This is a genomic window from Lysinibacillus fusiformis (genome assembly GCF_016925635.1).
Classification (GTDB): Bacteria; Bacillota; Bacilli; order Bacillales_A; family Planococcaceae; genus Lysinibacillus; species Lysinibacillus fusiformis_F.
In genome coordinates this window covers 2,362,674-2,387,013 of the sequence record NZ_CP070490.1, presented here as the reverse complement: position 1 = coordinate 2,387,013, position 24,340 = coordinate 2,362,674, and the positions used below count along the sequence as shown (strand labels likewise).

The following is a 24,340-nucleotide window of genomic DNA, read 5'->3' as shown; positions in this document are numbered from 1 at the left end:
CTAATAAATGAGTGAGCATTCAGTCAACATAAAACGGAAATATTTCTGATAATTTTATATTCTTACATTTTACAAGAAAAAAAGCCACCCTGAATTTTTCCAAGGTAGCATTTTTTTACTTTCCTTATCAATTATACCTTACCGAATGTTACATATTCAGTAGACATTTGAACATTTGCTGAAGAAAGCAAACAAACCTCTATCCCCTATAGAGGAAGGAGGCTTTAGTATCCGACGTTTTATTATGTGTACAAAAACATTTACTAAATCAAACTTTTATTTTTTAAAAACATTCCCGCTACGAATATACTCAACATCCGCTACATTTAATCGTGCATTTACAACACGTGAAGCTGCAAATAAATAATCTGATAATCGATTTAAATATTTTTGTACAACCTTTGGCACATCTTCAACCTCTTTCATTAGCGTCACCATTTCGCGCTCTGCTCGACGTGCAACTGTGCGCGCAATGTGTAAAGTTGCAGCTGCTGGTGCGCCTCCTGGTAAAATAAAACGTTGTAATGGTGGCGCTTCGTCTGATAAAGCATCTATACGAGTTTCAAGTACTTCAATCGGTTGCTCTGTTAACTTATATTGGCGTTCTTTCATCACATTGGCAAGGTCTCCACCAGCATCGAACAGCTCATGCTGAATTGTCTCTAGGTCTGTTAAAATATCCTTGAAAAGCGCTTGATCTAATTCACTTACAGCCTTCCCAATAAAGGAATTTAATTCATCAATTGCCCCATATGTTTCAACACGTAAACTATCTTTATCAACACGTCCTCCAATAAGACTTGTTTTCCCCGTATCGCCTGTTTTCGTGTAAAGCTTCATTTCTCTCATCTCCTAAAATTCATTTTTATAATTCCTAATTGCCTGAACTGTTGTTTCATAGACACCCTTTGCAATCACTTTACCAACGTCCGTAATGGGGCCACCATACAGCATTTCTTCCCCTTTTTGAGTCGCTGCAATTAACAAACTATCTGTAGCAGTACCTGTCGCAATAGTCCCACTCCGCTCATCACGAATATTTTCTGATTGCAACGCCTTGGTTTTTGCCTCAGTTGCTGTCATCAATGCCTGAAAAAATGCCTCTTCGGATAAACAACCATTAATAATAACCCATGTATTAATAGTACCAATATATGGCTCATCTTGTCTTTCGTGAACACGAGAGACATCAACTGCATTGCCTACGCCAGCTGTTACAGCTACGATTATACTGCCAAAAGGTGCTGAAAATTCATTAATTGCCACTAGAGCTGTTGGCACTGCTGTTAACATCACAACAGTATTTGTAGGAGAAAAATTCTCCCTTTGCAAAAATTCACTAACTTCTCTTTTTACATCACTGATGACATAATCACCAGGAACTGAACGATTTAATAAGCAATTATGCCAACCAATACCCGGGTTATGAACGGCAGAGGATACGGTCTTCAAAGGAAGCTCTGATGTAAGTTGAATATAGTGTTCCGTTATCATAAAATGCTCTTTTTTAATGACAGCTCGCTGTTGGTAGTCAGTTGCTGCAGGCATCATTGTAATTTGCGGTTTTGGTATTTCAGGGTGTGCATATGTAGTCACCCGTGCTTGATAAACTTCTTCAATTTGGGAGGCAATTAATACTTCATGTGGTGCCCCAAGTGCTCTCACTTGCCCACTCTCCATGAGTAACAATTCATCGCAATAAAGCGAGGCTAGATTCATATCGTGTAGTACCATAACAACCGTTAAACCACATTCCATCGCTTCCTTCCGAACCATGTCTAAAATTTGACGTTGGTGTGCAATGTCTAAATGATTAGTTGGCTCATCCAGTAATAGAATTTCTGCTGTTTGAGCTAAGGCCTGTGCTACAAACACTCTTTGTTGTTCACCGCCAGATAAAAATTCCATAGGCGTATGCTCATATCGCTTTACACCTGTTTGAAGCATGGCATGTTGAACAGCCTGCTCATCTTGTGCAGACCAACTTGAGAAAAAGCCTGTTTGATGCGGGTAGCGCCCTAGTGAAACTGCCTCTCTCACACTATTCGAGAAAGCATTTGCATGAAGCTGTGGTAATACAGCCATCTTTTGCGCCAAAGCACGAGCATTATAAGAAAGAATATTTTGTCCATCAATCGAAATAGTTCCAGCAGTAGCTGGTAAAATACCACTCATTACTTTTAATAATGTGGATTTCCCGCTACCATTCGGCCCTAGAATGCCAAGAATTTTCCCTTTTTCAACAGTAAAACTAATATCCTTGACGATTGGTACATCTTCATAGCCACCTGATAGATGTTCAACAACAATCATGCCCGTACCCCCTTGCTTCTTCGCTGCTTATAAAAAATATAGGAGAAAACAGGTGCTCCAATAAATGCCGTAATAACACCAATTGGTAGCTCTCTTGGCACAATGATTGTTCGTGCTACTAAGTCGCAAATAATGAGTAATGTTGCACCATTGAAAAAAGATAATGGTAATAAGTGGCGATGATCAGAACCCCAAATCATCCTTGTCATATGCGGCACCACTAATCCTACAAAGCCAATTGTGCCAGAAACCGCTACAGCTGCTCCGGTTAGCATGGAGCCACCTGCTAATATCAAATATTTACTACGCTTCACATTAACACCTAAATGTTTTGCTCGCTCTTCACCATACAACAAAACATTTAGCTCTCGTCTTTGCGTCCATAGCATAATTGAACCTACAATAACAAATGGAATGATCATTTGGACATATGGCCAACCACGCATCGATACAGAACCAAGTAACCAGCCTATTACCTGACGTAATTCTTCACCAGATAAAGCAATCATTAATGAAATAAGAGAACCTAAAAATGAACTAAAAATAACACCTGTTAATATCAATGTTTCCATTTTCAATGAACGGTCTACGAGTCTAGCAAAGCTCATGACAACTACCATCGTGATGATTGCACCAATCATACTAAAGGTTGGTAGAGCATACAAACCGACGACAGGGATAGAAATACTAAAAAAGATTGTTATAACAGCACCAACAGAAGCCCCTGATGAAACCCCTAGTGTGTATGGGTCTGCTAATGGGTTTTTTAATAAACCTTGGAATGCTGCTCCAGCAATAGCTAGAGATGCCCCCACTAGTCCCGCTAACAACACGCGAGGCAAGCGAATTTTCCAAAAGATATTGGCGGCTGTTTCATCAGCCGCCTTATTCCACAATACTTCTAATGGAATATGAACTGAGCCTATCGCTACGCCACACCAGATGCTAATAAGAAGAAGCGTGCATGTTAGTGCATAGGCTAGTGCTATTTTTTTCACTTAAATACCTCAGGATAGATCGCTTTTGCTAATTCTTCTAGACCTTCTGCTAAACGTGGTCCCTGACGACTCGTTGTACTTTCATCTACCTGTACAATCGCATTATTTTTTACGGCATTAATAGTATCAAAGCCCGCACGTTTTGGTATTTTCGTTAAAATATCTGGTACATAATGATATGTCACCACAATGACATCTGGATTTTTCGCGATAATTTGTTCTGCATCAATTTTATACCAATTATCACCATCTACAGCTACATTCTCTGCATTGATCATTTCAAGCATTGCGTTCATAAATGTGCCATTGCCAGCTGTATAAATATCTGGCTCATCCGATGCTTCGACTAACACTTTTTTTGGTTCAACATCCTTGACTTTAGTCAAAACTTCTTCTACTTTGGCCTTCATATTAGCAACAATTTTTTCAGCCTCTGGTAATTTCCCTGTAGCACGACCAAGTTGCTCAATTGTCGTATATGTTTCATTAAAGTCTTGTGCATTTCTTACTACAAACACTTTCAAACCTGCTGATTCAAGCTGTGCAATAGCCTCTTCTGATAGAGACATGCTAGATTCGTGTGAAAAAACGATATCTGGTTTTAAGGCAATAATTTTTTCAATATCGTATTCCATTCCGCCAACCTTATCTTTCTCAGTTGCCTCTGGTGGATAATCGTCGTTGTCAGTAACACCAACTATTTCATCATTTAAACCAAGTCCAAAAAGGATTTCAGTGTTACTTGGAATAAGTGAAACAATTTTCTCAGGAGGTGCTTCAAGAGTAATGTCCTTGCCAAGGGCATCTGTTATAGTCATTGGGAATGTTGCTTCATCCTGTGCTGTTTCTTGCTGTGTTTGCTGCTCAGTAGCTGGCTTGTTATCTTTTGCTTCTTGTCCACAAGCAGCTAGCAAGCCTACTGCTAAAAATGCTGATAATCCTATTTTCCAAAATTTCTTCATGTGAATCCTCCTTCGTTGATCCGTGCGACATTTCACTTTATTCTGCATCAAAATAAACCCCTCATCTTTGAATGATGAGGGGGGCAAAATCGCACCAAAAAAACTGATACAAAATCCACCACCCTATCCTCGTAGGTTGTCATGTCTGTTATAAAGGCAGGTCTCCTGGCTTGTGCTCCTTGCGATTTTTCAAGCCTTCCCGAAATCTTCAGTGGCATCATTTGAAAAAACTCACACTTACAGTGGCGGGACCGCATCGGAATTACACCGATTTCCCTTTTCACTTTACTTAAGTAAAGAACCTTTACAATATTCAGTTGATTTCATTATACATGAAAATGAAAGAAGTCGCCTCCATTCAAGACGACTCCCAAGCTATTATACAATTTCAGAAAAATATTGAACTGTTTTCATTTGAGCACCCATTTCTCTTAATGACCACGTCTGCTCTAAATAAACGTCCGCTAGTTTTTCATATTTCCCACCAAATTTATGCGCCCATTCTACTGCTACGACACTTTCATAAAGATGAGCCATTTTTTTCGCCATATCTTTTGCTTCAAAAGATTTCGTTGCCGCGTCTAAAGCGCTAAAGATTTGTAGTTTCACAGCCATATTCGCCAATTGTTCTTTAACGATTTGTACTAACGAGCTGTTAGCTAATTTTTCTAAGCGTTCCTCCATCTCCTGTACAAACAGTTCATGTGCATGAAACTTATCTACTAACCGAATGAGTTCTAAGGCCAAAATATTAGCCGTCCCCTCCCACACCGTCAACACTTGTGCGTCTCTTAATAAGCGGGGCGTTACAAAGTCTTCGATATAGCCATTACCTCCGTGTAATTCAATTGCCTCACTAGCATAATGAACGGCTTGCTCTGCTGTTTCCTTTTTCATAATGGCAATATATAAACGATTCATAATAAGGTCTTGCTGTGTTCCCTGTCCACTCGTCACTTTATCGTATAATTGAATAAGATCAAAAACTGTCGCTACTTCCACATGCAACTTAGCCGCAAATTTACCTAAAGTATCCTGAACCATAGGGTATTGTGTTAAAGGCTTGCCAAATGCATAACGATTGGTTACGTAATGTTTTGCCTCTAAAAAGCCACGACGCATAATGCCAATTGAAGCTACTGCATTACAAATTCTTGAGAGATTTAGTGCTTCTAGCATGTAATAAATCCCTTTATTTTGCTCCCCTACAACATAGGCAAGTGCACCATCAAATTCTACCTCACCTGAAGGAACTGCCCGAACGCCTAACTTATCTTTTAGTCGGCGAATACGAAGATGATTGGCTGTTCCATCTTCTTTGTGCCAAGGAACTGCAAACAATGTTAAGCCTTTGGAACCTGCTGGCGCATCTTCTAGTCGTGCCAACACCATCGCTACTCCACACATGCCCGCATTGGATGCGAAGTATTTTTCACCATATAGGCGATACGCAGCGCCATCCTTTCTCGCCTCCACAACATTCGCGCCAACGTCTGAGCCTCCTTGACGTTCTGTTAAAAATGTCGCACCTTCATATAACTCTGTGTCACCTGTTGCACAAACATGAGGTAAGAAACGCTGCTTCACCTCTTCATCCGCATAATGATCTAATAGGTAGGCAGTAGCCATCGTCAATGTCACGGGACAATAAAAACCAGGCTCTGCATGAGACAATAAGTAACCTTGCGCAAAGCTATAAACATAATTCCCCTTGTGACCTAGCTGTGGAATATCCTTGTGCACATAGCCGACAATACCCGTATTATATGTCTCTTCAATCGTTTTCTTATAGCCATCATTGACCCAAACCTCTGATATCTCTTCACCATAGGCATCATACCTTTGAAGGCGAGGCTCCCCCTGCCGATCTGTATGCTTTGCCCTCACATCAATATCACCTGCACATAGCTCTCCAAAATCTGTTAACTCTCGATGGGCATAGGACAAAAACTCTTTATCTAACATCATTTCTAATATTTTTTGAAGCGTTTCATCCTCTGTAAAAAAGTTCGTAGTACGCATTTCTTCTTGTTGTAATACTTTCATGCTATCTCACCTCTTGCCCCTTCAAAGATTGTTTTAATATTTTACCTGATGCATTGCGTGGTAGCGCTTCCACTTTTTCGAAAATACGTGGTATTTTAAACTTTGCCAGATGTTCCTCTAAATAAGCTTTCAGCGCTTCCTCATCAATGTCTTGTTTAGCGGAATATACTGCCTTTACAGTTTCCCCCCATTGTGGATGGGGTACACCAATCACAGCAACCTCGAATATCCCTTCAAAGCCTAATAAGCAATCTTCAATTTCTTTCGGATAAATGTTGACACCACCCGAAATAATGACATCCTTTTTACGATCAACAATCCAAATAAAACCATCTTCATCCCTACGAGCTAAATCTCCTGTTTTTAACCAACCGTCAATGAAGGCGGCATTCGTTGCTACTTCATCCTTATAGTAGCCAAGCATATTGCCCTCACCTAACAAAACAATTTCCCCTACTTCGCCTACATTTACATCTTCTCCGTTGTCATTCACAATACGCAACTCTGTACCAAGCGGCGCCCGCTGCCCTATACTTCCAGCCTTTGTTTCATGCTCCTTGCCAAATAATAATGAACCACTTGGTCCAGCCTCTGTTAATCCATATACACAAGTTAAATTATTTGTTCGGAATGCCTGCTGAATGAAATGAACTTCATTTTGGGATAATGGTGCCCCACCATACACCCACCATTTCATTGAAGACAAATCAGCCGATTGTAATCTTGGCATCTGAGCCGTTAATAAATAAGCAACAGGTGCACCAAAGAAATGTGTGGTTTTCTCCTGTTCAATGGCATCAATGAATAAATCAGGTGTAAAAGTTGGTGTTAACACATTTGTTGAGCCTACCAATACGCCTGCCATTAAAAATAAATGCAATGGCGCCGAGTGTGTTAATGGCATCATGAGCAAAATACGGCTCTCAGGCTTTACCTCCATTTCAACAGCAATCATTTGTGCCACTGTTAAAATATTACGATAGCTAAATAACACACCCTTTGGTTTCCCTGTTGTACCAGATGTATACAAAATCGTGGAAGGGTCATCTTCATGCAGCTGGCAATCAATCAGTTGTGTGCTAGCATTTTGAAGCATTGTTTCATATTGAAGCCAACCCACTTTTTCTTGACCTGTTTTAATTTTTACCGGAATCACAGCTAGCTGTTCAACTGCAGCAAAAATAGCCTCATGAACGACAATTGCCTTCGCTTCTGCATGCTGCGCCACGTACTCTACTTCCTGCAATGTAAATTTCGCATTGACTGGCACAACAATCGCTCCGATACGCTGAATAGCAAAGTAACTGACAACAAACTCTAAAACGTTTGGCATGAAGATGATTACCTTATCACCCTGCCTTACTCCCTGCTCTAGCAAAGCATGACTGAAACGTGTCACCTGCTCATCTAAATCTTGATAGGTAACGCTTCTGCCATGACAAATAACGGCTTCATTTTTCGGATACTTACGGGCATTACGTGCTAATAAATTGGAACTATTCATCGTGCATCTCTCCCTTTAAAGTCGCTAATTTTTCACTAAACATGCCATGCATTTGTTGTAATTCATGTTTCATCTGCGTCAGCTCAGCTATTTTACTCTCAATCTCTTGAATTTTTTGTTCTCCGTATTCAACCGTTCGTTCTAATTGCTGAATTCCCGAGCGATCAAAATCAAATAGTAAAACCATCTCTTTGATTTCCTCCAGAGAAAATCCATAACGCTTGCCTCTGAAAATAAGCTTGAGCTTCGCCAATTCTTTTTTGGAAAAGGTTCGTTGATTGGTAGATGAGCGATGAGGACAAAGAAGCCCAAGTTCCTCATAATAACGAATTGTCCGTGTAGATACATTAAACTCCTTTGCTACCTCCTGAATCGTCTTCAAAGCCATCTCCCCCTTTCCTAATTGGCAACAGTATACCATTGACGTTAACGTAAACTTCAACAAAATTTTCGAAATTAACAGAAAAATAAAGTTTGAAACAGCTAATATTCCACGGTCTATCCGTTTCTCTCGTCTTTCTATCCGTCACTTTTACGGTTATATCCGCCACTTGTAGAACTCTATCGTTCACTTTCAGCCTTCTATCCATTAAAAAAGCCCCTAACACATTTCATGTTAGGAGCTTAAAAAGGTATTACATTTTTTCCGGTGCAGATACACCAATTAAACGTAGTGCATTCGCAATTGTTGTGCGGACAGCCGTAATTAACGCTAAACGAGCCTCTGTTAACTCTTTGTTTGAAGCATCTAATACTTTTTCTGCATTATAGAAACTATGGAATGCAGCTGCTGTTTCTTGAATATAGTTTGCGATACGGTGTGGTGTACGGTGTTTCGCTGCTTCCGCTACCACTCTCGGGAAATCGCCAATCTTTTTCAATAAATCAATTTCTTTTTCTGCTGTTAACAGATTGAGATGTTCTGTTGTAGCAGCAAAGCCTTGTTCATTTGCTGAACGTAAAATAGATGAAATACGTGCATGCGCATATTGTGCATAGTACACAGGGTTTTCATTCGATTGTGAGACAGCAAGGTCAAGATCAAAGTCCATATGAGAATCGCCCGCTGTTTTAACAAAGAAGTAACGAACAGCATCTAGACCTACCTCTTCTACAAGCTCACGCATTGTTACTGCATTCCCTGTACGTTTAGACATTTTGAATTTTTCACCGTTTTTATAAAGCTGAACCATTTGAATAACTTCCACTTCTAACGTATCACGGTCATAGCCAAGTGCTTGAATCGCTGCTTTCATACGTGGAATATAACCGTGATGGTCAGCACCCCAAATATTGATTAATTTATCGAAGCCACGGACAATTTTGTCTTCGTGGTAAGCAATATCTGGCGTTAAATATGTGAATGACCCATCATTTTTAATTAACACACGATCTTTATCATCACCAAATGTTGTAGAGCGGAACCATGTGGCACCATCCTCTTCAAACACATGACCATTGGCTTTTAATTTATCTAATGCTACTTCGATTTTACCGTTTTCATATAGAGATGTTTCAGAATACCAGACATCAAAATTCACACGGAAGTTTGCTAGGTCTGTTTTTAATTTATCCAATTCTAAAGCTAAACCATGCTGACGGAAGAAGGCAAAACGATCTTCATCTGATTTTGCTAGAATAGCTTCACCATGCTCCTCAGCTAATTTACCCGCAATATCAATGATATCTTGCCCATGATAGCCATCTTCTGGCATCTCAGCTTCCATTCCTAATGCTTGTTTATAACGAGCTTCTAATGAGTAAGCTAAGTTATTAATTTGATTACCTGCATCATTAATATAATATTCACGAGAGACACTGTAACCAGCCATATCTAACACATTACATAAGGAATCTCCAACAGAAGCGCCTCGAGCATGACCTAAATGAAGGTCGCCAGTAGGGTTTGCTGAAACGAACTCCACTTGAATCTTTTCTCCTGCACCAGCATTTGAACGACCGTAGTCAGTACCTTGCTCAAGAGCTTGCGTAATTACCCCAGTTAGGAAATCTTTACGTACTGTGATATTCATGAAGCCAGGACCAGCAATATCGATTTTTTCAATATCTGTACCTGCTGTATCCAGGTTTTCTAAAATAGCTTCCGCAATAGCACGAGGTGGCTTTTTAGCTAACTTCGTTAATTGCATCGCAATGTTTGTTGCATAGTCACCATTTGCTTTATCCTTTGGTGTTTCCAGGTGAATCGATAATTCTGTGCCAGCCTCAACTAAGCCTGCTTTTTCAACAGCCTGTACTATCGCTGCTTTAATAGCCTGTTGTACTTGTTCTACTGCGTTCATTATTGTACCTCCGTAAATGTAATATCTAATGTATAGTTGCCAACGGATTGCCCACCCATTAGTAAATCGTACTGTACATGGAAATCTCCGCTTATTGCCTGTTTTGTAAACGTCATTTTTTTTGTGTCAATAACGAGTGGCATGGAACCCAACTCACTTTCATAATGCCCTTTTTGTTGTTCAATTATGTTCAGTGGTAGTCGCATACTAACCGCTCCCGCACGCATAATCAATGCCTTTTCATGACCTAACTTCATCGTTGTGCGGATGATTTTATCCTCCTGCACCTCATCATATTTCAAATACAGGCTTCCTGCTTTTTCAAGTAGCTGCCCTTTGAGCCACATTTCATAACTTTCGGACTCTCCATCACTTGGACGAATGGTAGAAATGAGCTTAATGTTCACTTGCGATCTTACTTCGTTCGCCATAACGGATGCCCCTTTTTAGTCTTTTACTATAACCTTTTTATTATAGGATGAATACTTATGTTTTTTCAAGATAGAAGTGATGTAAAGGTCCACAACAAGTTTATGAGAGTAAATAAAAACCCTCTCCTTCCAATAACTGAAAGAGAGGATTTCATTTTATCTATACCATTTTTTTATGATCAATTGTTGAACTATTAACAATAAAGCACTAACTGTCCAATAGATTGGGATAATCGCTGGATTGAACAGACTAAAAATGAGGATCATGATTGGATTAATAAATACCATTATCTTCATATTTAACGGTTGACTTTTTTCTAAGGCGATAGAACTTTGAATTAAATAAATCAAACAAGCAATCAGCGAAATCCCAATATCAATCGTACCTAAATTCATCCAAAGGAAGTTTTCATTGGCAATCACTGAATCTAACTTAATCGCGTAATACAGTGAAAATAATATAGGTAATTGAATGATGATTGGTAAACAACCTAATAAAGAACTTTTCAATGAATCGGAAGTTAGCTCTTGGATTTTATGTTGTACCATTCTTTTTTCAGATTCGCTTTGACTATTCTTATATTTGTCCGTAAGCGCATCTAATTCAGGCTTAATGGTAGTCATTAATTCTTTTGAGTGCTTTTGATGTTTTGCCGATTGAATAAATAACGGCATAAGAATTAATCTGACTATAATCGTAATGCCAATAACACTAAGTGCATAGCTGCCTGTAAAAGAATGAATAAAATGAATGACGTTAATAATAGGTTGTGCTAGAAATGTTAACAATGATATTCCTCCTAGTTTAAAAGTTTAAATCAAACTAGGAGATACACTTTCTTCTTCATTATCTTCGGATGTTCTAATACACAGAACAAACCACGTTAGCATAGGTGGAGTCCAAGTATTCGTGATATTATAGTCAACTTCAAACTCTTCGTCCTTCACTTCTTGAACGGTTATTTTATTAACGAGATACAGATGCAAATGAACACTTAGGACAGTTAAAACCAAAGAAGCTAATAGCCAAAAGTATTCCATTGTACTGACAAAGATGAATAAATCATTGATGAGAAGCGACCAAATCATAATACCCCTCCTTCCCTTTTTTAAATTGAAGAACCATATATTCTAAGTTGACATTGGTTTCATCAATCTTTCTCTCTTTTGTAATATGAACTATTACCTAACTTATCTACGAAACAAAGTAAAATAAGTTTCAATTTTATGACTAAGATCCACTCATTATTTCAAATTGAAAATACAAAATGGGGCTAGCTCATAGCTAACCCCATTCAAGTAACTTTATTTACAAAGCCCTACTTATTTTACCCAGCCTAAGATCATTTCTCGTAATAATTTTGAAGCTGTGTTTGCTGTCATTTCTGAAGAATCATAGATTGGTGCTACTTCAACTAGGTCAAAACCTACAACATTTACACCACTTGCTGCAATAGCGTGGATGGAAGCTAGCAATTCTTTCGATGTAATGCCACCACAGTCTACTGTACCAGTGCCTGGTGCGTGTGCTGGATCTAGAACGTCAATATCAATTGTTACATACACATTGCGTCCAGCTAATGTTGGGAGAACCTCTTTTAACGGTTCAAGCACTTCAAATTTTGAAATGTGCATGCCGTTTTCCTTTGCCCAATCAAACTCTTCTTTCATGCCTGAACGGATACCAAATGAATAGACATTTTTCGGCCCAATATGTTCTGCAATTTTACGAATAGGTGTAGAGTGCGAAAGTGGCTCTCCCTCATATTCCACACGTAAATCTGTATGTGCATCAAAGTGAATAATTGCAAGATCATCATATTTAGCTGATACAGCCTTCATCACAGGCCACGATACTAAATGCTCCCCACCCATGCCGACAGGAATCTTGCCATCCGCTAATAATTTTTCAATAAATTTCTCAATCTCATCTAATGAGCGCTGCGCATTACCGAATGGTAGTGGAATATCGCCTGCGTCAAAGTACTTTACTTCCTCAAGCTCACGATCTAGGTATGGGCTGTACTCCTCAAGACCAATGGATACCTCACGGATACGCTGTGGACCAAAACGTGATCCTGGACGATAACTTACTGTCCAATCCATTGGCATGCCATAAATCACTGCCTGTGCATCGTCATATGTAGGATGACTTTTTATAAAAACATTTCCAGAATAAGCTTCATCAAATCTCATTGCTAGCCCTCCATATTATTAAAATATTGTGTTGATCATCATTTTTCCGACTTCTTCTATTATGGCTTACAGGATTGTAATGAAACCTGTATCCTTTTATCCTCGTATACATTATTGGAACGTCTAGCAAATTTCGATTAAAATCTACAAGGTGCGATTTTTTTGTCGAATGCCAGCATTTCAAGTAGTACAAAAAAAGTATAGATGTTTTTGAATAAAGTGCAATAGTTTTTAGTTAGAATTTCGATTAAAGATGAATGTTCGAACACATACTAAAGCTAAGTTCGAAGCTGTGAGAAAACGAGGTGAAGTCGGATGAAACGAAAAAGCTATCATCGAAAGCAACAGCGTGTAAAGCGCACACGCAAAAGTCTTACGCTATTTGTCGCCTTTACATCTGCAATTGTTGTAGCATTTGTCGCACTCCGCATCTATGTTCAAGTGGCTGGTGCACCGCCTTTAACCGTACCAAAGGCTTCCATTTTCTTAGATGAAAATGAGCACCAAATTGGGGATCACTTTACAAATCAACGAAGATATTGGGTTGGTCTCGATGAGATGTCACCTTATTTAAAGGAAGCTGTAGTTGCTGTTGAAGATAAGGATTTTTATGAACATGGCGGTTTCGATTATTCACGTATTGCTGGTGCCATTTTAGTGGATATAAAGGCTGGTGGAAAGGTTCAAGGAGCTAGTACCATTACACAACAATATGCTCGTAACCTTTATCTTTCCCATGAAAAGTCTTGGACACGTAAATTGAACGAAGCCCTGTATGCTTATAGATTAGAAGTTTTTTATGATAAGGACGAAATACTAGAGGGCTATTTAAATACAGTATATTACGGTCACGGTATGTATGGAGTAGAAGCTGCCAGCCGTTTTTATTTCGGGAAATCTGCTAGTGATTTAACGCTTGCAGAAGCAGCAATGCTAACAGGTGTACCAAAAGGTCCAAGCATTTATTCACCAATTGCCAATTTAGATAAGGCTACCAATCGCCAACACGTTATTTTAAAACTTATGGCAGACCAAGGCGCCATTACACAAGAAGAAAAAGCGCGTGCTGAAAATGAACAGCTTGTCTTAAAAAATGATAGCTGGGTTGCAACCAAATCTGTTGCCCCTTATTTCCTAGATGTGGCGTGGCAAGAAGCGAGTGAAATTTTAAAATCAAAAAATCTCGATATTAGTGAAGGTGGCTGGACGATTCAAACAACGCTTAATCTGGAACATCAAAAAGCGGCTGAAGAAGCGGTAGCCAAAAATATGCCTGCTAATGATCTGCAATCTGCGTTCGTGAGTATGGAATCTAAAACAGGAGCTGTCACTGCATTAGTCGGTGGTCGTGACTATTCAGTAAGCTCGTTTAACCGGGTTACACAAGCCAAACGTCAACCAGGTTCTACTATTAAGCCGATTTTATATGCAGCGGCACTTGAAAATGGTTACACTCCACTAACTTTTTTAGATGTTGGTGAAACAACTTTTACTTATGATAATGGGCGCGGCACTTATGCACCTAAAAACGTCAATGGTCAATTCGCAGATCATGATATGACGATGGCACAAGCCATTGCTATTTCGGATAATATTTACGCAGTAAAAACCTTAGAGGACATTGGTTTCAAAGAGTTTCATGATATGGCAAACCGTTTTAATGTAGGGATTGGTGCGAAGGATAATTTATCAATTGCACTTGGTACGATTGAAACAACATTGTATGAAATGACGAATGCATATAATGTTTTGGCATCACAAGGACAGCAAACAACGCCAACAACCATTGTATCCATTAAAAATGCACATGGGGATGTTATTTATGAAAACAAAGATGTTGCAAGCAAAGCAGAAACAGCCATTTCTAAAGAAAATGCATACATCTTAACAGAAATGATGACAGGTATTTTTGATCCGGTATTCAGTGACTACTCACCTGCTACAGGAATTAGTATTCGTTCACGTATGACACACACATATGCTGCTAAATCAGGCTCTACCAATAGTGATCAATGGTTAATCGGTTTTACACCAAGACTTACTGCTGGTGTATGGAATGGCTATGATCAGGGTAAAAATCTTACGACGAAGGAAGATACTGCTGCAACAAAGCAAATCTGGATTGACTTTATGGAGGCTGTTAATAAAGGTACAAAAAATGAAGATTTCAAAAAGCCAAAAGGTGTTGAAGGTGTTGTCATTGATATCGAAACAGGTAAATTAGCGACTGACGCATGTCCTAAACAACGTCTTGTATATATGGAATCTAAGGATGTACCGACTGAGAAATGTACAAACTTCGACATTCTTGACAGTAATACATGGGGAGAATTTTGGAATATGCTACCGTTCTCTATATTTAAGGACTAAAAAACAAACAATAATCCGGAAACCTTTTTAAACCTAATACGTTGTAAGTTATGAAGGCTCTCGACAAAGTAACTGATATACAAAAAATAAGAAAAGCTTTCTCTTCCCCGGAGACGTGTCCGTGGGAACAGAAAGCTTTTCTTTTTTATGGTCCGCGAAGTATGAGCATCATGGGGCATTTGGCTTGGGTTTGGGTTGTTCAAATGCCGCATAGCGCTCATCGCATTCGCGAGACCAAGTGTCCTAGCTTACTAAAATGTAAGCTCTGCATCAAGTGTACTTTGTTTCAAACCCACTTTCAACCTAATATCGAAAGCGATTGCAAAATGTCACAGATTGTTCAATCATTATGAGTCTATTCGACAAATAAGTCTTGACGCAATTGCTCCCCACTACGTCCCCACAAGTCTGGATTTAGTTGCTCAAGGAAAGTAGCTAACACTTTTTTAGACGGTGCATCCATATGCTCCACAATGATATGACGCTTCATGGATTTATCCATTTTATTCACATGGTCAGCTAGAATTTTATAGCCACGTCTTTTTTCACGGTTAACAACCATTTCACAAGCTGTTACACCCGCATAATATGGCCCATCTTCTTTATGATCTATCGTCACCCATACGAGCCAATATGGTTTTCCACCCTCTGAATCAGCACGGTCCATTGTAAATTTAATACCACGTTCTACGTCACTCCGTGCATGCATGGCACCAATTTCAACAGAAGCCGTTCCTTCTTCTACATCAACAATAACCGGCGATACATTCTCTAATGAAAGTGAACCGATACCAAACCCTTTATGTCCATCTGTTGGATCATTTTTTATAATCGTAAAACCCATTTTTTGTTTTGGTTTTTCTTCATTTGCCATACTTAAATATCCTCCATTCTGCTATTATAAAGGAAAGCATATCAACGCATATTTTGTCGAAACAATCACTATTTTCGCCATCGCGCATATGCCTCAACGCAAGTAAGAAGTTTATACTTTCTTATAAACTAACTATACAACATTATTCTATAAAGGAGGCAATATTATGCCATACGTAACAGTGAAAATGCTTGAAGGTCGTACAGAGGAACAAAAACGTGCTCTTGTAAAGGAAGTAACAGAGGCCGTATCTCGCACAGTGAATGCACCTGCAGAAAATGTAACAGTTTTTATCGAAGAAATGTCTAAAAACCATTACGGCGTTGCAGGCGTTCGTTTTAGCGACAAATAATAGTAAGATGGGTAGAGCACAACAGAGCGCTCTACCCTTTTTTATAATCACTTCATGAAAATGCTAGTGCCAGCTACAACTTACTTTTCGTCTTTTCTTAACAATGTTAGTATTTGCTGTTTGATGGTTGGATGTGTAGCTTCATCCTCTAAGAAATCTAATGGAAAATAGATTTTATGATCTCGTTTCATACGTCCTGATATGGAATCGACAATAATGGATTCACGTGAAAGTTCCCGCAGCTCACCATTTTTCATTTCTAGAAAAATCGGTACACGTACTTCTTCCTCACCAGGTCTGTAAAAATCATATGGTAGATCTGCCGTTGTATCATGAACAAGATAATAATCAGGGTTCAAGTCTGCCTTTTTGAAAAGCTCTTGGAGTTTTTGATATTTATTGAGCTCCACACCAGGGTCTAAATCAATGTATTGAAATAGCTTACGATTCACAAAACGGCGACTTAAATCACTTAGAATAGCATCTTCCTCTTGCATCCATAACTGAAAATATGTAAAAAGTATACTCTCGTCTAACGCAAGATAATCCTCTAATGTAATAGCATTACGGAAGAATGCTAGGAAATGAGTAGGCTCATGCTTAAATGTATAGCCCGCTAAGCTTAATTGTTTTACTCTTTTTAAAATATTATTTAAAATTACCTCTGCGCTGCGTGATACAGGATGGAAATAAATTTGTAAGTACATTTGATAGCGACTCATTATATAGTCTTCCACCGCATGCATGCCTGTTGCTTTGATCACCACTTGATTTTTACGCGGACGCATTACTCTCAAAATCCGTTCCATATCAAAGTGACCGTAGCTAACACCTGTAAAATAAGCATCACGTTGTAAGTAATCCATACGATCTGCATCAATTTGGCTAGAAATTAAACTAATTACTTGCTTATTTGGATATGTCTTTCCAATCACTTGTGATACCTTTTCTGGAAAATCATCTGCCACTTTTTTTAAGATAGCATTTACTTCCGTATCACCCAACAAAATTTGCCTTGTGTAATATTCATGATCAAGCTCAAAAACATTTTCAAAAGCATGAGAAAATGGTCCATGCCCTAAATCATGTAAAAGGGCTGCACATAATACTAATAATCTTTCACTTTCATCCCAATCTGGACGACCAACAAAGATATCATCTACTATGCGACGTACAATTTCGTAAACCCCAAGAGAATGACTAAAGCGACTGTGTTCCGCTCCATGAAATACTAAAAATGTGGTACCTAGCTGACGAATTCTACGTAAACGCTGAAATTCTCTTGTACCCACTAAATCCCATATCACTTGATCTCGAACATGTACATAACGGTGTACTGGGTCTTTAAATACCTTTTCTTCTTCTAATTTAGCGTTTGCATATGTCATTTGGATAGCACCCCCATTTTGTTGTAGTTCTATTATATGCGATAAATCTAGGACTAGCATACTTATTGCCATTTTTCTATAGATATTAACAACCTATTTCCATTACTTTCATCATTATTTTTAAATCTACATTGGTCTAATTTCTCAACATATAAAAATAAGCAAAACAAAAACTATCCCCTCAAGTAGAGATAGCTTTTCATTTTACTTTTTTAATTTTGCTAAAACCTTTTCCATTAGTTCATCTTCTGTTAATGCAGCAACTGGGCGGCTATTTACAAAGGTAAATGTCTTTTTGCGTCCTGGACCACAGTAAGAATGACAGCCAATTTCGATGGTTGCATCAGGATCGATTTCCTTTAATTTTGGAATTAACGTCTTTAAGTTAACGGCCTGACATTCATCGCAAACTTTAAATTCGTTTGCCATTTTGTCAACAACCCTTTCTATATAGTATTTTTTCAAACATAATCTCGCTCTATTGAACACATGACCTTCACATATTTAAGTATGCAGCATGTGCACAAACCTACATCGGGTATTGTATCGCACTTTTCCCCTTCTATTCAAGCATAATTCCTTCTACATAGATGAATAAAAGGTTAAAAGATTGGTCATGCTAATCTTAAATAACAAGTTCCAGATAAAGGTGGGAGGATTTTAATATGAGTAAAATAAGACAAGATGCTTGGTTAAAAGAAAACGATGAATTACTAGCAGAAGCGGTAATCCGTCATGTAACAGAGGGCAGCACACAGCTAAATGCCTTCGAAGAAGCGGGTGATGCATTAAATCGTACTGCGGCAGCCTGTGGTTTTCGTTGGAATGCTGTTGTTCGTAAAGAATACGAGGGACAATTAGCAGAAGCTAAAAAGGAAAGAAAAGAGAGAATGCGAGTGTTGGGAGCCCCAGCAAGACGCCGTACTTCTAGCATGTTTACAGTAAATAATAGTGCTGCTGAAGGAAAGTCAATTCCGCTATCCGCTCTTTCTCTTGATATTGTCATAGCTTATTTACTACGTTTACAGCATTCTGGTGAAGTAGGAAATGAATCTTCAAAATGGCGACAACTAGTACATGTAACATCTGAGAAAAATAAAAAACTAGAGAAAACCATTACAAAATTAGAAGAAGAAAATCGAGCGATCCGCAAAGATTACGAGCAATTTGTTCAAATTATGAATCGCGCTAGACGTCTCGTTACGCTTGATGAAGAGGAAGAGCGAATTGCACCTGTTTTTAAAATGGAGAAAAACGGAAATCTTGTAACAAGCAGTTCTATTTATCAACCAGAAAATGGCGATGCGCTAAATTAGCCGCATCGCTTTTTTTATTTCATATAATCAACCTTTTACTTCCGTTCAAGCATTTTCGCATTGCGCTCAAAAACACGCTGTAAATAGAAACCGTACAACGTTATTTCTTCATCATAGAATGATTGCGGACGAACTTCTTGGGCCAAATGATAAAGTAGTTGCTGCAAACGAATAACGACCGCTTCTACTGTTAACTTCGGGTCAACAAGCTCTGATAAAGAAGCCATTACTTCAGGCACGATTTGAGGGTAAGTGAATTTTGTTTCCTCTTGTCGTAAGCTTACGTCATAAAAGTCACGAATAAGTGCCGCGCGTTGCGAGCCACTTCCTTCAATACATAAATAAATTTGCACTGCCACCCCTTGACGTAAGCGTCTTTGTGAAATGCCAGCAAATTTTTTCCCTTCAATACTTAAATCATAAGAACCTGGGCAATAAGAGCCGACAATTTCATAAGCCTCAATTTTATCAGCTACTTCTGGGAACAATCCCTTCACAAGATCAACCATCACATCATAGCCATCGTTTATACTGAGTGACTCTTTTTGTTCAGACAATACAATAGAAATATTGAGAACCCCTTCATCTAGTACAACTGCTAAGCCACCAGAGTTACGAACGATAGGATGATAGCCTCTCGATTCTAGTAATTCCATACCTTGCTGGACATAGGGCAAACGATGATCTTGAATACCGAGCACAACAGATGCTTCATGAACCCATGTACGAATTGTGGGTGGGGACGTCAATTGACCAACTAATTGGCACAACGTATCATCCGTTGCAAAAGATTCAAGCGGTGATCTTTGCTTCGCACTAATGGATTGATCATAATAACGCCAAATTGGCTGTTGTAAAATATGTTTCATATTGGTACTCCTCTAATTACATCTCTTCTCTTTAGAATACATTATCTTTAGTTGGTGTCAAATTCGTGAATTACTATCATGAACTTAGGGATTTTGTACAAACTATGATAAACTAATTTTTGAATGGTATTCACTTATAAAGGAGTGTTTTCAATAATGAATGAAGCAGCAATTACGTTAGATGGTTGGTACGCTTTACATGATTTCCGCTCAATCGACTGGGCTTCTTGGAAACTTGTTTCTGCAGAGGAACGTCAAGCAGCAGTAGAGGAATTTGTTGCATATTTAGAAAAACTGAACGAAGCAGACGTGGCTAAAACAGGTGCTCATGCCTTTTATGCAATCGTTGGTCAAAAAGCTGACTTTATGATTATGACATTGCGTGAAACAATGGATGAGTTACAAGAGCTTGAAGCAGAATTCAATAAATTAGCTATAGCAGATTTTACAATTCCTACATATTCTTATGTATCTGTTGTAGAGCTTTCAAACTATTTAGCTGGCGAATCAAATGAAGATCCTTACCAAAATCCACATGTACGTGCACGTCTATATCCAGAACTTCCACGTGCTAAATATGTATGCTTCTATCCAATGGATAAACGCCGTCAAGGGAACGACAACTGGTACATGCTATCAATGGATGAGCGTAAATCATTAATGCGTTCTCATGGAATGATTGGTCGCGGCTATGCTGGTAAAGTAAAACAAATTATCACTGGCTCTGTAGGCTTCGATGATCATGAATGGGGCGTAACTTTATTTGCTGATGACGTACTACAATTCAAAAAATTAGTATATGAAATGCGCTTTGACGAAGTGTCAGCACGCTACGGCGAGTTTGGTGAATTCTTCGTCGGAAACCTACTTGATAACGATAAATTGGTTAAATTCTTAACTGTTTAATAGCTCATTAAAAATGCGAGTCCGCCAATATGGACTCGCATTTTTAAATTTCGTTTTCTTCAGCATTCTCGGATTCAAATATTAAAATAATGATGTGAATAAAAAATCCAGTTAGCATCATAAGAAAAACTAAATACCAATTATATGGTTGATGATAATATTCTGCTATTCCAACTGCTAGAAAAGCGCTGATAATGATTGCTACAAACATACTAAAAATACGCATGGAAACGCTCCTTCATACAAACAAAAATAAAGTCAATTTTAGTATGTCTCGGTATATTTTTAATATACTTGTAAGGCTAAGGTTTCCATAAAAATAATGATGTCTCGTCGAAATAGCAGCTAAAACAAGCATTCATCCCCTATTAAGGAGCAGTCTTTTTTCCTGATACTTCGCTTTCCACACGAAAAAATTTACTCACCCAACATAAAAAAGTGCCATCCTTCTGCGATGACACTTTCTTAATCCCAACACTTTTCTTCTACATACTTCATTAAGAGCTCTCGTCCTTTACTTTTAAAATTAAGATAACCGTTTGAATAAAAAAACCGATCACAATAATGACAATAAAGAGATACCAATGGAGCGGCTGTCCATAAAACTCCCCTAATAGAAAAGCTAGTACTGCACTTAATAAAATTCCAAACCAAACCCCAATTTCCATAAGCCATCACCTCACATGTATTGGATACACATGCAATTCATTTGATCTCACGTTCCCCTAATTCTATTTTTTTCTATTTACCCGTTTTGATAAAAAAACTATCGGTCTTGCAGGGTTTCGAAGTATTTTCTACGTACTTGTCGTTATTACTACTATATGCATAGTAACTTTAATGTGTGATTGTCTTTCTTAACAAAATTGAACATGTCTACAATACCTTCATGCATATACTGTCTGCGAGGAGGTATGAAAATCGCTGTTATTAAGACGAATGATGCACAGACAGCCCTACTCGCAAGGCTAATGCGTGCCGAAGCAGAAGGTGAAGGAGAGTTGGGCATGCTGATGGTTGGGAATGTTGGCGTTAATCGTGTAAGAGGTGATTGTTTAGATTTTGGTGATATTCGAACAATTGAACAAATGGTTTATCAACGTCCGGGAGGCTTTGAGGCAACACAAAAGGGTTATTTTTATCAGCGAGCACGTGATCAAGATATTCGGTTAGCTAAAAGGGTTATTCAGGGTGAAAGATTTCATCCAGCTACCCGCTCTTTGTGGTTTTTCATGCCAGCAGGTGATTGTCCTGCACAATGGTATGGCCAATGGAATACTGGCAGATTCAAATCTCATTGTTTTTTCTCGCCAACTGAACAAGATTGTCCTCAAATTTAAAAAGAAAGTAGGTTGATAATTGATGATGCCTTATTATTGGACACCAACAACGCAACAACAAATGACTCCTCCTCCAGTCACACTTCCAAGCGGGCGACCACCTGGCCGTGAAGAGTCCTATATAGAAAATATTTTACGATTGAATCGTGGAAAACCTGCTACCTTCCATTTTTCTTTTGAGCATGCAGTGGAGCAGGGGAAAAACACAAAAACTGTTCGTGGTGTGGTAGAAGCCGCTGGTAGAGACCATGTCATAATTCGTGAACTTAAATCCAATCATCGTTTTCTTTTCCCTATGATTTATTTCGATTTTGCTGAGTATGATGAGGAAATGGCCTACTTTAATCAAAATCCATAATTCAATCTTCTAGTGTAAAAATCCGCAATACACTCACTCACCAAAAAAGTCGATGAGCGTATGCGGATTTTTATCATTCGCTATATTTAATTTTCTATTAGATACGTTAAAGTTGCTTTACCTAAGGTTTTCGCTGCTATGAGCATTGCACGTTCATCAAAATCAAAGCGTGCATGATGATGCGGATAGGCCTTTTCCCATTCTGGCTTTTTCGCCCCTGTGAAGAAAAATGTGCCTGGTACTTTTTCTAAATAATACGCAAAGTCTTCCCCAATCATAAATGGTGGACATGTTATTACTTGCTCTACACCTGGGACAGTCGACGCCAACTGTGCCACAAACTCTGTTTCTTTCTGATGGTTATAAACAGGTGGATAACCTCTTGTGTAACGATATTCGTAACTAGCCCCAAATGCCAGACAAGTCGCATTCAATACCGCTTCTAACTCTTGCTCCATTTGTGTGCGTACTTCTTCTTCAAACGTACGAATTGTTCCTGCCAATACTACTCGATCAGCAATAACATTAAACGGATTAATGGCCTCAAAATGACCAATTGTTAAAACAGCTGATTTCAATGGATCAATACGTCTTGAAACAAGCTGTTGAGCATTGACGACAAATTGTGAGGCAAGGGTAACAGCATCAATGGAATGATGCGGCTCTGCGCCATGTCCACCCTTCCCTTGAACCGTGATTTCTACTTTATCTGCAGCTGCCATAATGGCTCCATCTTTCACTAAAATTTCTCCTAATGGTGTAGGCGCCCATAAATGCGTACCAAAAATTACATCTACGCCATCTAAACAACCATCCTCTATCACCGGCTTAGCTCCACCTGGTGCTACTTCCTCTGCATGCTGATGAATAAATACCACATTGCCAGCAATTTCGTCCTTCATCGCATTCAGTGCCTTAGCTAGTCCAAGTAATGTAGCTGTATGTCCATCATGTCCACAAGCATGCATTTTTCCAGCTATTTTAGATTGATACGGTACATCATTCTCCTCTTGTATCGCTAATGCGTCAAAATCAGCTCGCAATGCTACTGTTTTACCAGGCTTTCCACCACGTAATATCGCTACGACACCACGTTCTCCCACTCCTTCACGAACCTCATGACCCAATTCTCTATGAAAAGCAGCTATATAGGCTGGCGTTTCCACTTCTTCAAAGGATAATTCAGGATATTGATGTAAATGACGACGAATCCCTACCATCTCATCATAGTTTGCATCTATTAATGCAAATAGTTTTTCCATACTACATAACCTCACTTTTGATATTTTCGAAATATTGCAAGTAATATTAGTAGTGTACTATAAATTCTTACAAAATGGATAGGATTTAAATTGCTATCTTTAGAAAATGACTGATAACAAAGAAAAACTCTCCTACAAATCATGTAAGAGAGTCAATTTAAAATTAACGAGCATGTTTGAGAGCAGTTAAAATAATAAGTAGCCATCCAGCTAAAAATAGTACACCACCAATTGGTGTAATAGCTCCCAATACTTTAATACCACTTATTGCTAGCACATATAAGCTACCAGAAAAGAAAACAATGCCAAGATTAAAGAATATTCCTGCTAGATTTAATTGTTTTACTTCACCTAATAATTTAGAGCTCATTAATAGACCAATAACTAGTAATCCAGTAGCGTGAAACATTTGATATTGCACAGCCGTTTCCCAAATACCTTGACTATATTCATCTAAAACTTCCTTTAAAGCATGTGCACCGAATGCACCGAATGCCACTGCTAATAGGCCATGAAGAGCACCTGTCACGATAAATCTTTTCATTTCTCGTT

The 24,340-nt window shown here is 38.6% G+C and carries 27 protein-coding genes and 1 riboswitch; of the genes, 6 read left to right on the top strand and 21 right to left on the bottom strand.

Going from position 1 to position 24,340, the window contains the following annotated elements:
* Positions 1 to 276: 276 nt before the first annotated feature.
* The 13 genes from JTI58_RS11725 to speB all read right to left on the bottom strand — a co-directional run bounded on the left by JTI58_RS11725 (position 277) and on the right by speB (position 12,753).
* Positions 277 to 840 (bottom strand): cob(I)yrinic acid a,c-diamide adenosyltransferase, encoded by a 564-nt coding sequence (locus JTI58_RS11725; protein WP_205446765.1) that lies wholly within the window; start codon positions 838 to 840, stop codon positions 277 to 279.
* 12 nt (positions 841 to 852) lie between these two features.
* Positions 853 to 2,313 (bottom strand): adenosylcobinamide amidohydrolase, encoded by a 1,461-nt coding sequence (locus JTI58_RS11720; protein WP_205446758.1) that lies wholly within the window; start codon positions 2,311 to 2,313, stop codon positions 853 to 855.
* A complete protein-coding gene (locus JTI58_RS11715; RefSeq protein WP_205446757.1) occupies positions 2,310 to 3,311 on the bottom strand; it encodes a FecCD family ABC transporter permease in 1,002 nt (333 codons plus the stop codon). Before JTI58_RS11715 ends, JTI58_RS11720 begins: the two co-directional genes overlap by 4 nt.
* On the bottom strand, positions 3,308 to 4,273 hold the full coding sequence (locus tag JTI58_RS11710) for an ABC transporter substrate-binding protein (RefSeq protein WP_205446756.1): 966 nt from the start codon (positions 4,271 to 4,273) through the stop codon (positions 3,308 to 3,310). The genes JTI58_RS11715 and JTI58_RS11710 overlap by 4 nt, the downstream gene beginning before the upstream one ends.
* Positions 4,274 to 4,411: 138 nt before the next feature.
* A riboswitch (cobalamin riboswitch) is annotated at positions 4,412 to 4,594 on the bottom strand.
* A 57-nt stretch (positions 4,595 to 4,651) separates the two neighbouring features.
* A complete protein-coding gene (locus JTI58_RS11705; RefSeq protein WP_205446755.1) occupies positions 4,652 to 6,319 on the bottom strand; it encodes an acyl-CoA dehydrogenase family protein in 1,668 nt (555 codons plus the stop codon).
* A 1-nt stretch (position 6,320) separates the two neighbouring features.
* Positions 6,321 to 7,823, bottom strand: coding sequence for a class I adenylate-forming enzyme family protein (locus tag JTI58_RS11700; RefSeq protein ID WP_205446754.1), 1,503 nt, complete (start codon positions 7,821 to 7,823; stop codon positions 6,321 to 6,323).
* Positions 7,816 to 8,205 carry a MerR family transcriptional regulator gene (locus JTI58_RS11695; protein WP_205446753.1) on the bottom strand — a complete coding sequence of 130 codons (390 nt, stop codon included), beginning with the start codon at positions 8,203 to 8,205 and terminating at the stop codon, positions 7,816 to 7,818. Before JTI58_RS11695 ends, JTI58_RS11700 begins: the two co-directional genes overlap by 8 nt.
* On the bottom strand, positions 8,171 to 8,413 hold the full coding sequence (locus JTI58_RS11690) for a hypothetical protein (RefSeq protein ID WP_205446752.1): 243 nt from the start codon (positions 8,411 to 8,413) through the stop codon (positions 8,171 to 8,173). The genes JTI58_RS11695 and JTI58_RS11690 overlap by 35 nt, the downstream gene beginning before the upstream one ends.
* A 45-nt stretch (positions 8,414 to 8,458) precedes the next feature.
* Positions 8,459 to 10,126, bottom strand: a complete 1,668-nt coding sequence (gene argS, locus JTI58_RS11685; protein ID WP_205446751.1) for an arginine--tRNA ligase — start codon at positions 10,124 to 10,126, stop codon at positions 8,459 to 8,461.
* Positions 10,126 to 10,557 carry a YwiB family protein gene (locus tag JTI58_RS11680; RefSeq protein WP_205446750.1) on the bottom strand — a complete coding sequence of 144 codons (432 nt, stop codon included), beginning with the start codon at positions 10,555 to 10,557 and terminating at the stop codon, positions 10,126 to 10,128. Before JTI58_RS11680 ends, argS begins: the two co-directional genes overlap by 1 nt.
* 156 nt (positions 10,558 to 10,713) lie before the next feature.
* Positions 10,714 to 11,346, bottom strand: coding sequence for a membrane protein insertase YidC (gene yidC / locus JTI58_RS11675; RefSeq protein ID WP_205446749.1), 633 nt, complete (start codon positions 11,344 to 11,346; stop codon positions 10,714 to 10,716).
* Positions 11,347 to 11,370: 24 nt separating this feature from the next.
* Entirely contained in the window at positions 11,371 to 11,646 is a 276-nt protein-coding gene (locus JTI58_RS11670) for a hypothetical protein (protein ID WP_205446748.1), read from the bottom strand.
* Positions 11,647 to 11,880: 234 nt separating this feature from the next.
* Positions 11,881 to 12,753 (bottom strand): agmatinase, encoded by an 873-nt coding sequence (speB, locus tag JTI58_RS11665; protein WP_205446747.1) that lies wholly within the window; start codon positions 12,751 to 12,753, stop codon positions 11,881 to 11,883.
* Between the two features lie 315 nt (positions 12,754 to 13,068).
* Between speB and JTI58_RS11660 the strand changes: the two genes are divergently transcribed.
* Complete coding sequence (locus JTI58_RS11660; protein WP_205446746.1) at positions 13,069 to 15,123, top strand: transglycosylase domain-containing protein; 2,055 nt, start codon at positions 13,069 to 13,071, stop codon at positions 15,121 to 15,123.
* 355 nt (positions 15,124 to 15,478) lie between these two features.
* Here JTI58_RS11660 and JTI58_RS11655 read toward each other — a convergent pair whose 3' ends face one another.
* The gene (locus tag JTI58_RS11655; RefSeq protein WP_205446745.1) at positions 15,479 to 15,997 is read right to left on the bottom strand and encodes a YwhD family protein; all 519 of its coding nucleotides are present in this window, start codon (positions 15,995 to 15,997) and stop codon (positions 15,479 to 15,481) included.
* Between the two features lie 166 nt (positions 15,998 to 16,163).
* On the opposite strand from JTI58_RS11655, the gene JTI58_RS11650 reads away from it, so the two are divergent.
* Positions 16,164 to 16,349 carry a 2-hydroxymuconate tautomerase gene (locus JTI58_RS11650; protein WP_004231516.1) on the top strand — a complete coding sequence of 62 codons (186 nt, stop codon included), beginning with the start codon at positions 16,164 to 16,166 and terminating at the stop codon, positions 16,347 to 16,349.
* A gap of 80 nt (positions 16,350 to 16,429) precedes the next feature.
* Here JTI58_RS11650 and JTI58_RS11645 read toward each other — a convergent pair whose 3' ends face one another.
* Positions 16,430 to 17,737 carry an HD domain-containing protein gene (locus JTI58_RS11645; protein ID WP_205446744.1) on the bottom strand — a complete coding sequence of 436 codons (1,308 nt, stop codon included), beginning with the start codon at positions 17,735 to 17,737 and terminating at the stop codon, positions 16,430 to 16,432.
* A gap of 204 nt (positions 17,738 to 17,941) precedes the next feature.
* The gene (locus tag JTI58_RS11640; RefSeq protein WP_004227652.1) at positions 17,942 to 18,166 is read right to left on the bottom strand and encodes a YuzB family protein; all 225 of its coding nucleotides are present in this window, start codon (positions 18,164 to 18,166) and stop codon (positions 17,942 to 17,944) included.
* Between the two features lie 236 nt (positions 18,167 to 18,402).
* Here JTI58_RS11640 and JTI58_RS11635 point away from each other — a divergent pair, with 236 nt between their 5' ends.
* On the top strand, positions 18,403 to 19,053 hold the full coding sequence (locus JTI58_RS11635; RefSeq protein WP_205446743.1) for an RsfA family transcriptional regulator: 651 nt from the start codon (positions 18,403 to 18,405) through the stop codon (positions 19,051 to 19,053).
* A gap of 35 nt (positions 19,054 to 19,088) precedes the next feature.
* Here the strand turns inward: JTI58_RS11635 and JTI58_RS11630 are convergent, their stop codons facing one another.
* Entirely contained in the window at positions 19,089 to 19,922 is an 834-nt protein-coding gene (locus tag JTI58_RS11630) for an octanoyl-[GcvH]:protein N-octanoyltransferase (protein ID WP_205446742.1), read from the bottom strand.
* Between the two features lie 156 nt (positions 19,923 to 20,078).
* Here JTI58_RS11630 and hemQ point away from each other — a divergent pair, with 156 nt between their 5' ends.
* Positions 20,079 to 20,828: a hydrogen peroxide-dependent heme synthase gene (gene hemQ / locus JTI58_RS11625; protein WP_205446741.1), complete on the top strand. Its 750-nt coding sequence runs from the start codon at positions 20,079 to 20,081 to the stop codon at positions 20,826 to 20,828.
* Positions 20,829 to 20,871: 43 nt separating this feature from the next.
* Here hemQ and JTI58_RS11620 read toward each other — a convergent pair whose 3' ends face one another.
* Together JTI58_RS11620 and JTI58_RS11615 are read right to left on the bottom strand one after the other, a co-directional pair.
* Positions 20,872 to 21,054: a hypothetical protein gene (locus JTI58_RS11620; protein WP_016993376.1), complete on the bottom strand. Its 183-nt coding sequence runs from the start codon at positions 21,052 to 21,054 to the stop codon at positions 20,872 to 20,874.
* A gap of 271 nt (positions 21,055 to 21,325) precedes the next feature.
* The gene (locus tag JTI58_RS11615) at positions 21,326 to 21,496 is read right to left on the bottom strand and encodes a hypothetical protein (RefSeq protein ID WP_016993377.1); all 171 of its coding nucleotides are present in this window, start codon (positions 21,494 to 21,496) and stop codon (positions 21,326 to 21,328) included.
* A 246-nt stretch (positions 21,497 to 21,742) separates the two neighbouring features.
* Here JTI58_RS11615 and JTI58_RS11610 point away from each other — a divergent pair, with 246 nt between their 5' ends.
* A complete protein-coding gene (locus JTI58_RS11610; protein ID WP_004227631.1) occupies positions 21,743 to 22,168 on the top strand; it encodes a cell wall hydrolase in 426 nt (141 codons plus the stop codon).
* A 22-nt stretch (positions 22,169 to 22,190) separates the two neighbouring features.
* Positions 22,191 to 22,526, top strand: coding sequence for a spore coat protein GerQ (gene gerQ / locus JTI58_RS11605; RefSeq protein WP_004227629.1), 336 nt, complete (start codon positions 22,191 to 22,193; stop codon positions 22,524 to 22,526).
* Positions 22,527 to 22,612: 86 nt separating this feature from the next.
* Here the strand turns inward: gerQ and JTI58_RS11600 are convergent, their stop codons facing one another.
* On the bottom strand, positions 22,613 to 23,788 hold the full coding sequence (locus JTI58_RS11600) for a M20 family metallopeptidase (RefSeq protein ID WP_279381325.1): 1,176 nt from the start codon (positions 23,786 to 23,788) through the stop codon (positions 22,613 to 22,615).
* A 163-nt stretch (positions 23,789 to 23,951) separates the two neighbouring features.
* Complete coding sequence (locus tag JTI58_RS11595) at positions 23,952 to 24,332, bottom strand: DUF423 domain-containing protein (RefSeq protein WP_205446739.1); 381 nt, start codon at positions 24,330 to 24,332, stop codon at positions 23,952 to 23,954.
* Positions 24,333 to 24,340: the final 8 nt, after the last annotated feature.

Excerpts from the sequence above, each read along its gene's own strand:
- JTI58_RS11725 (WP_205446765.1), bottom strand. The coding sequence starts at position 840 with ATGAAGCTTTACACGAAAACAGGCGATACGGGGAAAACAAGTCTTATT.
- JTI58_RS11720 (WP_205446758.1), bottom strand. The coding sequence starts at position 2,313 with ATGATTGTTGTTGAACATCTATCAGGTGGCTATGAAGATGTACCAATC.
- JTI58_RS11710 (WP_205446756.1), bottom strand. The coding sequence starts at position 4,273 with ATGAAGAAATTTTGGAAAATAGGATTATCAGCATTTTTAGCAGTAGGC.
- JTI58_RS11705 (WP_205446755.1), bottom strand. The coding sequence starts at position 6,319 with ATGAAAGTATTACAACAAGAAGAAATGCGTACTACGAACTTTTTTACA.
- JTI58_RS11700 (WP_205446754.1), bottom strand. The coding sequence starts at position 7,823 with ATGAATAGTTCCAATTTATTAGCACGTAATGCCCGTAAGTATCCGAAA.
- JTI58_RS11690 (WP_205446752.1), bottom strand. The coding sequence starts at position 8,413 with ATGGATAGAAGGCTGAAAGTGAACGATAGAGTTCTACAAGTGGCGGAT.
- argS (WP_205446751.1), bottom strand. The coding sequence starts at position 10,126 with ATGAACGCAGTAGAACAAGTACAACAGGCTATTAAAGCAGCGATAGTA.
- JTI58_RS11680 (WP_205446750.1), bottom strand. The coding sequence starts at position 10,557 with ATGGCGAACGAAGTAAGATCGCAAGTGAACATTAAGCTCATTTCTACC.
- JTI58_RS11670 (WP_205446748.1), bottom strand. The coding sequence starts at position 11,646 with ATGATTTGGTCGCTTCTCATCAATGATTTATTCATCTTTGTCAGTACA.
- speB (WP_205446747.1), bottom strand. The coding sequence starts at position 12,753 with ATGAGATTTGATGAAGCTTATTCTGGAAATGTTTTTATAAAAAGTCAT.
- JTI58_RS11660 (WP_205446746.1), top strand. The coding sequence starts at position 13,069 with ATGAAACGAAAAAGCTATCATCGAAAGCAACAGCGTGTAAAGCGCACA.
- JTI58_RS11655 (WP_205446745.1), bottom strand. The coding sequence starts at position 15,997 with ATGGCAAATGAAGAAAAACCAAAACAAAAAATGGGTTTTACGATTATA.
- JTI58_RS11650 (WP_004231516.1), top strand. The coding sequence starts at position 16,164 with ATGCCATACGTAACAGTGAAAATGCTTGAAGGTCGTACAGAGGAACAA.
- JTI58_RS11645 (WP_205446744.1), bottom strand. The coding sequence starts at position 17,737 with ATGACATATGCAAACGCTAAATTAGAAGAAGAAAAGGTATTTAAAGAC.
- JTI58_RS11640 (WP_004227652.1), bottom strand. The coding sequence starts at position 18,166 with ATGGCAAACGAATTTAAAGTTTGCGATGAATGTCAGGCCGTTAACTTA.
- JTI58_RS11635 (WP_205446743.1), top strand. The coding sequence starts at position 18,403 with ATGAGTAAAATAAGACAAGATGCTTGGTTAAAAGAAAACGATGAATTA.
- JTI58_RS11630 (WP_205446742.1), bottom strand. The coding sequence starts at position 19,922 with ATGAAACATATTTTACAACAGCCAATTTGGCGTTATTATGATCAATCC.
- hemQ (WP_205446741.1), top strand. The coding sequence starts at position 20,079 with ATGAATGAAGCAGCAATTACGTTAGATGGTTGGTACGCTTTACATGAT.
- JTI58_RS11620 (WP_016993376.1), bottom strand. The coding sequence starts at position 21,054 with ATGCGTATTTTTAGTATGTTTGTAGCAATCATTATCAGCGCTTTTCTA.
- JTI58_RS11615 (WP_016993377.1), bottom strand. The coding sequence starts at position 21,496 with ATGGAAATTGGGGTTTGGTTTGGAATTTTATTAAGTGCAGTACTAGCT.
- JTI58_RS11610 (WP_004227631.1), top strand. The coding sequence starts at position 21,743 with ATGAAAATCGCTGTTATTAAGACGAATGATGCACAGACAGCCCTACTC.
- gerQ (WP_004227629.1), top strand. The coding sequence starts at position 22,191 with ATGATGCCTTATTATTGGACACCAACAACGCAACAACAAATGACTCCT.
- JTI58_RS11600 (WP_279381325.1), bottom strand. The coding sequence starts at position 23,788 with ATGGAAAAACTATTTGCATTAATAGATGCAAACTATGATGAGATGGTA.
- JTI58_RS11595 (WP_205446739.1), bottom strand. The coding sequence starts at position 24,332 with ATGAAAAGATTTATCGTGACAGGTGCTCTTCATGGCCTATTAGCAGTG.